Annotated in this window: 11 protein-coding genes; all 11 read right to left on the bottom strand. The window is 35.3% G+C overall.

Going from position 1 to position 12,770, the window contains the following annotated elements; translation table 11 throughout:
• A partial coding sequence (locus M3085_RS07270; RefSeq protein ID WP_249052661.1) for a hypothetical protein occupies positions 1-844 on the bottom strand: 844 nt, incomplete at its 3' end.
• 13 nt (positions 845-857) lie between these two features.
• Complete coding sequence (locus M3085_RS07265) at positions 858-2,129, bottom strand: DUF1810 family protein (protein WP_249052659.1); 1,272 nt, start codon at positions 2,127-2,129, stop codon at positions 858-860.
• A gap of 106 nt (positions 2,130-2,235) precedes the next feature.
• Positions 2,236-2,442, bottom strand: coding sequence for a helix-turn-helix transcriptional regulator (locus M3085_RS07260; RefSeq protein WP_034528932.1), 207 nt, complete (start codon positions 2,440-2,442; stop codon positions 2,236-2,238).
• The gene (locus M3085_RS07255) at positions 2,439-4,490 is read right to left on the bottom strand and encodes a tetratricopeptide repeat protein (RefSeq protein ID WP_249052658.1); all 2,052 of its coding nucleotides are present in this window, start codon (positions 4,488-4,490) and stop codon (positions 2,439-2,441) included. The genes M3085_RS07260 and M3085_RS07255 overlap by 4 nt, the downstream gene beginning before the upstream one ends.
• 39 nt (positions 4,491-4,529) lie before the next feature.
• Positions 4,530-5,900: a hypothetical protein gene (locus tag M3085_RS07250; RefSeq protein ID WP_249052657.1), complete on the bottom strand. Its 1,371-nt coding sequence runs from the start codon at positions 5,898-5,900 to the stop codon at positions 4,530-4,532.
• A complete protein-coding gene (locus tag M3085_RS07245; protein ID WP_249052656.1) occupies positions 5,897-6,646 on the bottom strand; it encodes a hypothetical protein in 750 nt (249 codons plus the stop codon). Before M3085_RS07245 ends, M3085_RS07250 begins: the two co-directional genes overlap by 4 nt.
• Position 6,647: 1 nt before the next feature.
• Entirely contained in the window at positions 6,648-7,514 is an 867-nt protein-coding gene (locus M3085_RS07240) for a hypothetical protein (protein ID WP_009036742.1), read from the bottom strand.
• 12 nt (positions 7,515-7,526) lie between these two features.
• Positions 7,527-9,374: a hypothetical protein gene (locus M3085_RS07235; RefSeq protein WP_249052655.1), complete on the bottom strand. Its 1,848-nt coding sequence runs from the start codon at positions 9,372-9,374 to the stop codon at positions 7,527-7,529.
• A gap of 3 nt (positions 9,375-9,377) precedes the next feature.
• The gene (locus M3085_RS07230) at positions 9,378-10,994 is read right to left on the bottom strand and encodes a hypothetical protein (protein WP_249052654.1); all 1,617 of its coding nucleotides are present in this window, start codon (positions 10,992-10,994) and stop codon (positions 9,378-9,380) included.
• A gap of 5 nt (positions 10,995-10,999) precedes the next feature.
• Entirely contained in the window at positions 11,000-11,674 is a 675-nt protein-coding gene (locus M3085_RS07225) for a DUF805 domain-containing protein (RefSeq protein WP_249052652.1), read from the bottom strand.
• 22 nt (positions 11,675-11,696) lie between these two features.
• Positions 11,697-12,770, bottom strand: a complete 1,074-nt coding sequence (locus tag M3085_RS07220) for a hypothetical protein (protein WP_249052650.1) — start codon at positions 12,768-12,770, stop codon at positions 11,697-11,699.

Below are 12,770 nucleotides of genomic sequence, written 5' to 3'. Positions count from 1 at the left end.
ATTTTGAAAAGTTATGCAAGTCAAAATGATATAATATATTGCTGTGTTGGCGGTCGGCAAGTTCTTGATCAATCAGTGTCTTGACACGTGCAATATCTTGGAATGTTGATGTCTCAGATCTTATAATGTCTCCTTTCCGGATTATAGTATTCTTGTAAGCCAAGTCTTCAAGACACCTGTAGTTGTTATGTGTTTTGTTGCATTTGAATTGTGTGGTATCTGTCACATCCACTCCACTTAAGATTCCCATAAATTGGCGTTTATGAAACAGCAGTTGCCAGGAATAAGTGGGATATGCCACATCAAGATGAAGAGGATAGTCTTCTATATGTTTTAAGTAGGGCTTTACATCTTTCTCATCCAATATGGAGTTCGCCGCATCAGGGTTACTGAAATTACCTGTGTTATAAACCATCAGTACCCCATAGTCCACTGGTGGACATTCTCTCGCAAGTTGGTGAAGCCTTATCGTCGAACTGAGATTCCAGACTAATTTATTTCTGGTTATTTCCAATCTCGTAGAATCACACAAAGAAAAGAATGATTGCTCTGTAGAGGCTGTCCAGTCACAATCAAGCTGCAAACCTTTTACATTTGGCAGCTCATTATAAGAACACATGTTCTTGACACGTGTCACGATGTTCTGAGCAAGTCTGCCTTCATGTCCTTTTGCGGCTTTTAATGCGTCCAATGTGATATATACCACCGGAATAAACTCAACAGTACTCAATGAATCCCTTAATATATAGTAGTTATCATAAGGGATCCTGAGTGTTGCATTTGGAACTGTCTTGTCTCCATAAGCGAAATTATCAACCGAGACATCGAACATGCGCAAATTCAAAAGTAAGGGATAGTTATGATTTATTTATCGACTGCTCTGCGCACACCTTGTCAAATCTCTCTATAACGTCCAGCATATTCTGGGGCAGAAACTCTACCGTTACATACTTTACTAACCACGTCGGAATACCATAGTAGGCAGCAGCAATACCTCCTGTCATACAAGCGATTGTATCACTATCACCTCCCAAAGATATTGCCAGTCGGATTGCTGATTCATAGTCGTGACTGTCCAAAAATGCGATTATTGCTTCCGGACATGAACCTTGGCATGTTACATCAAATCGATATGCCGGTCGTATTTCATCGCAAGTCCGATGTAAGTTATATCCGAAAGTCTTTTCTATATATTCCCGGATTTCATCCTTTGGTTTCTGTTGACGTGCCAAAAAGATTGCAGATGCTATAGCCTGTGCCCCTTTAATGCCTTCCGGATGATTATGTGTCACTTCTGCTGATTGTTTGGCGAGTTCAAGAGTTTCTTCAAGAGAATTTGCATAATATCCGCATGGGCTTACACGCATACCTGCACCATTCCCGAAACTATTATAAGGATTTTTATCTTCATTATAAAACATCCATTCATAGAACATTCCTCCATATCCTCTGTTTGGATATTCCTGCCCCCAGTCTGGCATGGTGTTCTGTAGCGGAACTCCACTCAGAAGCCAATCTGCTACCGCTATGGTCATTACAGTGTCATCTGTAAATGTTGTACTTGGGGTGAACAGAGCTATGTTTGCTGACTTGGAATTATAAAACTCGTAAAAAGACCCGACAATATCTCCAATTATCGTCCCTATGATTCCTCCTCGCACCAATACCTCGTTTTCGTTCGCTTTTTCCTTTAACATTTTCAGAGTAAGCTCGTCAGCCTTGCCTCCATAATATTTTTTCAAGGCTTCTGAAAATATATAATCCGGATATACAGAATCGAAAAGCGTCATTGATGAGCGGAATTTCAAGGCATCGATTTCTCCTAGAATTTCTTCGATAGGTTTGTCATCAATTGCCAGCATCTCCATTGTTATTTCACAAAGATTCCTGCCGAGTGTAGGTTCATGTAAAAACATCAACGCTTCGTCTCGATCGGCTATTCCATAATAATTGGAATTACGGCTATGTCCAAGACCACGCAACTGTGGAAATATATACCACATCCAATGTGACTGCTTTTTGCCATTACGGATTTCCGACAAGGCAGAAGCATATATCTGACGATGTGCATCCACAAAACGTCTGATGTCGTATTGAGAAATGTATTCTTTATATTTTGCAGGATTCATATCAATTGATTTGGAGACAAAGATAAAGACTTTCAGAGTATTATTTTCATGTACATTAATATAAAAGATACCACCCGCATATTTCAGCAGATGGCATCTCGCTTTATCATTCGGTTATAGAATGAAGCAAATCTTTAGTATCAACTTCCAGGCATTTTGCAATCATAACCAAATCATCCAAACTGGGCTGAGTTGTGTTTGTACACCATTTGGATATGGTAGCTTCGTTTTTACCTAATTGAGCAGCAAGCCAGCGATTAGTTCTCTTCTTCTCAGCCAATACTATTTTTAACCTATTGATTTCCTGTTTCATTTGCATTCTTCTACTTTCTTTTTATATGTAATCCTCAAAACTCTTTTCGCATTATCGATTTCAATACTTCCCAAACGACCAAGGATTGATTGTCCTAATAAAAGAGGAGCTGTTTGGTTGTGTACGACAGAAGATCGTATATTATCCAAATCCAATCCTCCGAAATTCACATTGCGAAGATTAATGACTGTTCCTGCACTTATCTCGCCATTTGCCATCATATAATTCTGTTTCCCGATGACGTCTGATGATTTCAAATACCCATTTTTCATCATAAATGTCGCCTCGACAGATGAAAGCGAAACATCAGACGCTCCTGTGTCAAATACAAAATACAAGGGCAGATTATTGATTGTACATTTCACCTTGCAGACACCGTCTTCTTTGCTGAATGGTATTTCAACAGTCTGCTCTTCATAAACAGAAGTAGCCTGCATTTTATCTTCTATCTCTGTTTCAAAGATACTTTTATAATGCCGGATTAATTCCTTGTATTTCGGAAGTTCCCGTATAGCATCCAAATCATCATCCATTTCAAGATGAGAGAAACGACGAAAACCTTTTTCCAATGCTGTCTGTAGAAATTCTATTGATTTATCTAATTCGCCCATTCTTGAATGCAGACAGGCGGCATCATAATAATTTCCGGCATCGTCAGGGTCTTTCTCAATGACATTGTTCATAAACTCGACAGCCTTTTCCTTTTGTCCCAGTTCCAAATAAGCATACTGCGTACAAGAGCTATTGCCCGGAATGGTGTCCAGTTCAATAACTTTTTTATAGTCTGCCTCTGCTGATTTTTTATCTCCTTTTAAGGCATACATGTCTCCTCGTCCCAAGTAAGCATATGCGTAATCTGGTTGCAAGACTATTGCCATCGTATAATCTTCAATAGCTCCATCAACATCACTACTATTATCCTTATACCAACCACGTCGATAATAGCCACCATAATACTCCGGATAATGAGCAACATATTTGCTCAATTCCAGAATAGCGGCTTTCGCTTCACCTGATTCGTACAGAATATCTGCTTTTGCCATAACATTGTCATAGTCCGTTGAATCCAAGGCAATAGCATTGTCTATGTGCTGCAATGCGGAAGCATAGTCTCCTATTTCACTGTAGCAGTTTGAAATCCTGCAAGAAGTTACAGATGATGGATTTTTCTTTTGACAGTCAGTATAGTATGTTATAGCCTTTTTATACGCACCCTTATTTTCATATACTGCACCTAAACAGTATAGCCAATAATCATTGTTTGGATTCTTAGTAGATTGAATTTTTAATTTTGCAACCAATGGCACCATTGCAGAATCTGCCACGTCCTGCATCAAATAAAATGCTTTATTGTCATAATCAATATCCAACGCATGAATAATATCATCAATTGCTTCATCATACTTCTTCAATCCGATAAGGCTTTCAGCTCTAAAGGAATATCCGGAAGAATAATCTGAGGCTAATTTTGTCACATAGCTAAATTGTTCTATAGCGTCCTCATACCTTTTTTCAGCATTAGCATTTCGTCCTATTCCCATATAGCCCATTACATTGCCGGGGTCAATGGATATGATTTTCTGATAATCTTTATCCGCCAAATCATACTTTTCCATATAGTAATACAGATCCGCTCGCTTTTCATACACATTAGCATCATCAGGAGTCTCTTTTACGGCGGATGTGAAATCAGCAAGGGCTTTTTCATTCTCCCCAAGTCCCACATAAACTTCTGCACGAACAATGTACGAAAAAGCCTTATATTCTTTGTCTTTTCTAGGGATATGCTTTATAGCCAAATCTGCTGCTGTCAAAGCACGACCGTATTCTTCCTGATAATTCCGCACAACCGCAATCCACGCCAAAGCATATCCATTATCCGGATTCTCTTCCAATTCCTTATTCAGATATTCAAGAGCTTCTTCGGCATTATTGTTTTGAATCGCTTCAACGCCACGACTGTAATTGTAAGAATCAGGGCGTTTGATGTTTTGAGCGAAAGCTATTGAACAACAAAATAGCATTGCTAAAATTAAATATCGTTTCATTGTCTTTGAACATTGTTTCATTATTTACAGTGCATAGATTTAGAAATAATAACTAAAGGAAGTTCCTAAAAAGTTATAATTTTGATATGTATGTTGGGCATCTATGTCTTGTTTGTAATATATTATACGCCAATCCCAATGTCTCCATGAAACACCTAATCCTGCTGATACGCTATAATCACTCTCCAAAAATGATTTCTTGACGGCATTGTAATAGCCAATTCCGTCCACATACCATTTTGATGAAGTACCACCCCATAAACCTATTTTTAATCTAGCATATAAAGGTAAGTGAAAAGATGTTTTCGTTTCATCCTCTGAACCGTACCATAGAGTATATACCACTAATCCAGGTTTCGCTCCAATTTCAAATTGAACCGGTGATTTGTAGTTGCCAAGCCTAATACCAAGTCCTACATTATAATACATAACATAATCAACATCATTATCCATGTCACTATACATAGAAGGATTAAATGCTAAATCCATAAATTCTATACCGAAATTTATGATACCACCATTTCTTTGGCGTTTTATGCGTCTTTGCGCTTTTTTATATTGAGAATACTCTTTTTGTTTTGCTTCATAATGTCTTTTTACAATACTGCGAGTGGTTTCATCTTTTGCAAATCCTAATGCTTCATTAAGTGAATAATTCCCAGAATACATAGTAAAGGATTTTGCCTTTGATATGGCTACCTTATTTGAGACCTCATCAGAATACCTCCCTGAAGGATATTTTCCGAGGAAAGCAAGTAATTTTTCTTCACTAGAATAACTTGTTAAATTTTTATATTCCCAATACTCTTGGCATTCATCGAATTTAGACTGATTATCTTTTCCTAAAGCATATTTGCCTCCAGCTTTATTAAATTCTTGATAAGCATTTAGCAAGTCATTTGACAAGTAAAAATTCTCACCTTTTAGTTCGTGTATCCTTTTTTGTGCATTAGTGATACACGAAGATTTAGGATAAGTTTTAATAAATAGTTCTATTTCTGTTATACTTTTTGAAGCCTTTATAGATTTCCATTCCTCAATAGAACGAAGTTCTGTAATAGCCTCGTTCGCATCATTTTTAAAACTTTTAGATTTAGAGGTGGCAATATAATGGTTATATGCTTCTATTGTATTCGTTTTTACAGCTGTTGACCATAAATTATAGTCTTCTATTCTGTTTCTAACATCAACTGCATATTTCCCATTTGGATATAACTTAATATACTCTTGAAATGCTTCAAGAGTTCCCTTCTCGCAAGCGGATTCATACCTTTGTTTTTCAACGCGTTGCCTTTCTGCTATCTCTTTCTGTTTTTGTTGTTGGTAATTAATAAGGGTTTGTGCTTCAAGTGAAACATTTAAACCAATACAAATCACTAAACAAATTATCCAGCTATATAATTTTCTCATAGTGTTTCAGTAGTTTTTAAACATTCATTTAATTCTTCTTTTATGGATGTAAAATCAACTCTGTGCTGATTTCCATCAAAATCATGTAGCTGTTTTTCGATGAGAGATATTTTACCACCTAAAAACGTAGCAGCCCAATCGGAATAATTTTGATAAGACCGATAAAATGATTTACTGCGGAATTGTAATAGAATATCATTTGCATCTTTAACGAATGGCTTTATTAGTTCGCTATGTGCATATTCCATAAAAGACATAATATCTTCGATATCTTTTCTGTAATTACAGAGTAATTCATATTTTATCTGGTGAGCATCTTTTAATTCTGCATCGGCAATAGCTCTGAATGCCGGAATGGCAATCTTTTCGATACTATAGGCCTCGTATGGGATATACAGAAAGTTAGATGCGATATTAACTAACCTTCTGTCAGCTTCTCTTTGTGCCATATGTAATTTGGTCGTATCACTTATTAAAAGATTAATGTTACGTTCCAAATTCGATAATTCGTTTTTGCATTCATCACTTTCCACTAGGAGTTTCTGATATTTTTCATTTATTTCAGTAAGCTGTAATTTCAGAGAGTCATTCTCTGATTTTAGGCTATTTAAATCATTAATACTTATTGAAACTAGAATCGAATCTGTTTTAGAAACAGATGGAATAGTATCATTATTCGTTTGTGAGAAAATAGGTAATGATACTATTGTCAATAGTGATACTATGCAATACTTTATAATTCTCATATCAATAATTATTGTTGTTATAGTAATCGGAAGCTTCATTATAGTACCCTCTTGCTCTAGTCCAAAGTGCATTCACGTCTTTTTTCGAACCATATAATGCTGTCGCCTTGTTGTCGTATTCCGTTACAGCAGCATCTACTTGTGGAACAAGAGTATTTTCGTAGTATTGTTGGCCGTAATATCGAAATTCAGACAATTTTTCTACTAATGAAGAAATGTAAATATAGTGAGATTGTCCAATATTTGTTTTTACATTATTGAGTGCATTCCTTAAATCAGTACATTTGGAAAGATATTTGTCATTTGCAAAATTCTTAGCCTGGTTTATTATGTTTTGAGCACTTGTGATGCCACGGTATGTCGTACTACGACTAATAGTCTTAGCCTGACGATAATTTGCAATTATCTTTTCTACCAATGCTAATGAATCCAATGTGTTTTTTTGCAAGACTAGACTTTCATCAGAGTGTTTAACTGATTGAAGCCGTTTGGAAACCGTCAGCATATAATTATGGTCAGCGGTATTCCAAATAGGATTGTTAAATTTAGAAAAGCACCTTTTAAGGAATATGGGAGAATAGCATTCTAATAGTTTATCTCTATGTTGGTCGCTTTCTGCATGTGTAAGTCTATTTTCCTTTTCAAATACTGAAATTCTATCGATAGTTTGTATATAGATAGAATCTTCTTGACGAACAGATTCAGCGTTTCTTAACTTTGAGTAGGTTTGATTTAAGTCCCTTTCAAATTGATTTATTGGCTGAAACGCAGTAGGAGGTTCAACACGAGTCTTGGCATATACCATAATTCCACCAATAGCAAGTGCTATTGATAAAACCAATATTAATATTTTAATCGTAACCTTCATAATATTAATTTATTAAATACCACCACGTTTATTGTTATGTTTTTTATTCTCTGATGCAGGTTGCTTTTGGGATGCAGGGGTTGATTTGTCTGCTTTTTTACTTGAAGACTTCTCTGTAGTATTATGTTGTTCTTTAATCCAAGAAATGTAATCATTCACGTTTATTCCAAAATCTGTGTCTGTATTATATTTCCCATTTCTATCTTCCTTTCCTATCTTAGGATCTATTTTCTTTTCCAAAGAATATCTGGAAGCATCGACTAACTCTTTTATTTTGTCAATGTCCTTTAGATCTGTTTTTTCTAACTCAACAAGTCTTTCTAAATTGAATGTATTCATATAGTCAAACAGATCTTTTGTCAATTCATATTGGGCAAGAGTGTCCCTATGCCAGATTGAACCTGATTTCAGATAGTTACATACATGAACTTTTAAAGAATCTTCTGATGAAATGGATTGAGATTCTTGCTTATATGTTGTAGTTGTGCTCAGATTTTTTTCGGTAGGCTTTTCAATTTTTATAATTGGAGGCCAACCCAATTGGAACTTATGATTATCAATCCAATCATCTAAAGCTACAGCTCCAGCCCATAGAAATCCAATGACAAAAACACTTGCAATACCTAATAAGAACCACTTTATCTTTAGCACAAGGTTATTTTCATAGATAATATAACCATTATTGGAACGATAACCTTTCAAAGGCATTCCGGTATAATGATTATTCATTTTGACAATAATGCGAGCATCAGAATCCAAATTCTTACCGTCCTCTTTACACAAAGTGTACTCTTTGCTGTATTGTCTATCATCAAGTATTATTTGGATGTTTGATGAAATCTTATTTATAGTTTTCTCAGTTGTTTCGTAACCATTATGATTTACTCTTATTTTTAAGCCATCACGCAATGCTACTTCGGTAATGTACATTACATCTTTGGCAAATAATGTTTCGTTTACGTATATTTCAGAATTATCTAATTCTTTGTATTTGCAGTTTGTAACTTTTATCCAAGAGCGTTTGAATATCAATTGGCGTTCACTTTCTTGAATAGCAAGTAATTTATTGCTAAAGTTTCGATCTGCTTTTACTTCTTTTACAATATCACGAAAGCCTTCTTTCTTCCATATTATAGACAAGGTTGTATTATATGGGACTTCAATGTCTTTATTAAAAGGTATATTCTGATTTGTAGACTTAATAAATGGTGTAAAACCATTATTGTCAATTGGTACATCAATCTTAATTGCTTGTGACACATTTTGCTTTATTTTTTCTCCGGCATCAAAAAAGAGCCCAGATGCATTGTCAACAAAGCAAATACATTTGTATTTTTTATAATGTATTTGCGCAATAGAATCACCAAGCAACTCATATAGTTGATAATCTGCACCTTTCCCATAAGTACACCAGCCAATGCATCCATCTGGATTATTTCTCACGAATGAAAGTGCTGAATATTGAACATCCTTTTCTGAATATTCTTTTGAAAACAGTTCTTCGATAATTGCTGGATTGATGCCTAAAGCAGCAGACAGTTGTTCATCAATACAACTTATTACAGAGCATAGTTCCGAACCACTAATCTGCATATTGGTCGGCACATGAATCCACGCTGTGGTATTGTCGTTCAGGCGACCACTGCCTTCAGGACGGGCTTTTATAACGCCAAGTAAATATCCAAGATTACCAAGGATTTTAACAATTATGGCGGATTTGCCAGAGCCGTCAAAGCCGTTTAAATCTTTAATGATTGAACGAGAATCGGTTGCAAATTTTGCCCACTCTTCTTGTTTATTAACAGCGAAAAACTCTTGTTCGCCATTGCTTGTTAACTTTATAATTAATCCTAATTTCATGATTTATCCTCTAAATATTTTTTCAAACATACCTCTTTTGCCACCTCTGAAGCTTGCAGATCGTTGTAGTATCAAGCTGACAACATTTTCTGCTGGACGAGAATTAAACTTACAATAGTTTTGGAAACAGACTTCTCCAAGAGAAAAGGCTATTTTTTCAACCTTTCCTTTATTGATTTCGTTATCCTTGCAGATTTGTTCTAAACCATTATAAAAGCCAAGGTACTTGTCGTTAATATACTCTGTAAATGTATCTTTGGTTGCATTTTTAACTTTATCAGCTTTGGTTATCATTATGTAGATAGCATCTGTATCTTTCTTGAAGATACCAGTGTTTTTTATGTACGATACTGCACCTTCAAGATATACACGTTGTGGAAGACCTTCATAAAGTCTGTCTTCTGCACCATATTCAATGACAAATATGTGCATCTTTCTATTTGTAGAACGATTGTCAATAAGAACTTTGGTAAGAGTGTCTAACATGACTTCATCAGTATCAGACATACTATCTCCAGCATTGGCCTTATACATACATCTCATTAACTCTCCTGCCATGTCAATACATGTGATAGGATGTATTTCCCCATCTTTATCAACTAAGTCGAATCCCATTTCGTAGAAAGAATCGACCGGATTTCCTTCCATTAATGTCCCAATTTTGCCATTCTGAAATAGATTGATAAGTTTTGTCATATACCCATATCCTTGTGATTCAGTATCGGCATCCATTGAATATGCCACCTTTCCGCTTGCAGCTACACTTAAAATGGCACCCAAAGCACAACTTTTACCAGAAGAAGGGATACCCCAGAAGTAAATTTCGGTTGACTGTTTGTGAATCTTATCTAGCTTGTCTGAAGTGGAGAAATTCTGAGCAGTTTCTCCATTAAACATCTTTTGAATAAAGAGTTTATCAATGTCAATACTTATCAAATCCTCAACGGAGAGTGTTCCTGAATTTATTAAACGTTTTACCACTCCAGAACTTACAAGATTATGGTCTTCTCTAATTTTGTTCAAAAAATCAGTTTTCTTGATTTTTTTCTCATTAAGGAATTTCTCAATCAGCGCAATGGTCTTATTATCACGTTGTTCTTGGGTAACAGCTGTTTTGTCTGTTGGAACTTGGTTGATTTGAGTTACTAGCGTATCAATATCTACACCCATAATCTCATCTAATAGCAATGAGTTTATAATACTCTTTGCTTCGTTAACGTGAGTACTTGTGGGGTACTTATTAATAAATTCCCTCAGCGAAGTTTTGTCAGTTTTATCAACTAATGTCCATGCGTCGTCTGTGGTTGTTTGTAAGTATATTGCTTGAATTTTATCCTCAAGCTCTAACTTTAATGCACGAGCTTCGGCACGATATTGCCCATTTGGAAAGGTGTCTAAATAGTGCTGAACTGCTTCTATTGAATTAAGTTCTTTTACCTTATTCCATTCATCCGCATCCCCACTTTCCAACAAGGATTTAACTTCTCTCCTTTTTTCTACAGAAAACTCTCCATCGGTATCTTGAACTAATTCGTCAAAAGTCACGACACCTGTTCTTATATATTCTACAAGTTGACTTGCAGAATATTCCGTAACATTATCTAATATCTTTTGTTTCATATAAATTATTTAGGACTGTTTCCATATTCATTTATTCCTGCTTCTCCTTCAGCAAAAAGCATCCAGAATCCGTAAAACGGGATAATTTGATACCATCCTGAGTTCCCTCTGTCATGGCATCGTTTTGCTCCTTGCGCCCATAGAAACCAACAATAAGGTATGAGTATTATAAGATATAGTACCAATAATGCAGCAGCATTAGATTCTGTGGCAGCACTCATCATAACTTCCATAAGTAAATTTATGAAGAAGCAAATAATTATTGATAGACCGTATTCTGTTCTACGTATTCTGCCTGTAAAAGAAAACGGATTGCGGAACATGCCAGGTTTTGACGTTGTGTTAGTCACATGACTTTGTTCCTCTGCTTGCGAGTTCGACATGTTATCTTCCAATGTATTTGTAGTTTCAATTTCACTTGATAAAGTTTCAATCTGGCTTTGACAATTCGGTATAATAGTATTATCTACTTCTGACGTTTCTTCAGCAGTATTATGTTCTATTGTTACTATTTCCTGTTCAAGAAGCTCTTTTACTCTTTTTCTAAGTAAAGGAGTAAATGCACCTTCTGTGTCTTTGCCCAATTCATACATGGAAACAACCCCACTTCTTACCGCATCAGCGATTTCTTCTGGTGTGTAATTTGTAATGTTTTTGAGAATTTCTTTTTTACTAGCCATATTTATTTTTTTATTTTACGAATTAAAAAGTTCCACCATAAATGTCGTTATTATCTATATCGTTTGTTTGATTTGTACTGCCGATAGATATTTCTTCTGTGTTTTTTTCTGACTTATTAACTTCAATCGTTGCTATGGATTTTTTTGATTTGTGAGGTATCAAATAGTATAAACTAATAGCTCGCGTATTCCTCTTCTGTAAGAAATATGGGAACAAAAGCATGAAAAATAGCAGAATACCAGACCAAATAGTATTAAACGCAACACCCTGTGTGTTTCTATAAATGTTTTTTAAATCTTGCAAGCCTTGAATTGCTTGATTATAAGAATTTTGCTCACTGCTGAATGGCTGAATATTATCAGGCTCATTACTCATCTTAAATTCAGATACTTGAATCAGTGTGCTATTCCATGATTTGATTGCATCTGAAATTTTGTCAATATTTCCAATAAGGAAAGCATTCCAAACACTTGCTCCTTGATTGGCACTTTCAATCCATTTCAAGGCAAGAGTCTGCAAACTATCTGTGTTTTGAGACAATAATTGAAGTTGAAGAGTATGAATATAATTTTCTATTTGAAGCGCATCGCTGTCTCCAGAAAATCCAGCGTTTTTGTATTGTATGGGATTTGTACTTTTATTATCAATAATGGTCTTTAAATGCTGACTATAGTTATTGATACGATTGTTGGCATACGAATTATAGTCAGTAAACATTGTTTTTGATTTTTCTATAGATGTACTAAACATCTCTTCAATATGGCTTCGTTCAGAATATACATTCCAATAATGATTGTATGGAATCATGCTCCAAACAAAAGCGACAGGGCACATACAAATTAATACCCTCTCAATAATTATTGAACGGTTAAATCTTCCATCTGTTCCTTTTAGTATTTGTGCTCCGATAAATGTTGTCAACAAAGCTATGTCAATAATGAATACTTTTATGGCTGCCACAGAGAAGTCTCCTCCATTAGAATAAAAGTCACCCATATATGTAACATAACTGATAAATATCAAAGCAACAAAGGCGATGATATGTCCCCACGAGAATTTTAGTGTCTCGTTCCAAGAATAATTATTTGTACCCAT

It is taken from the genome of Bacteroides caecicola (genome assembly GCF_023337095.1).
Lineage (GTDB): Bacteria > Bacteroidota > Bacteroidia > Bacteroidales > Bacteroidaceae > Phocaeicola > Phocaeicola gallinarum.
This window is presented reverse-complemented; position numbering and strand designations above follow the sequence as displayed.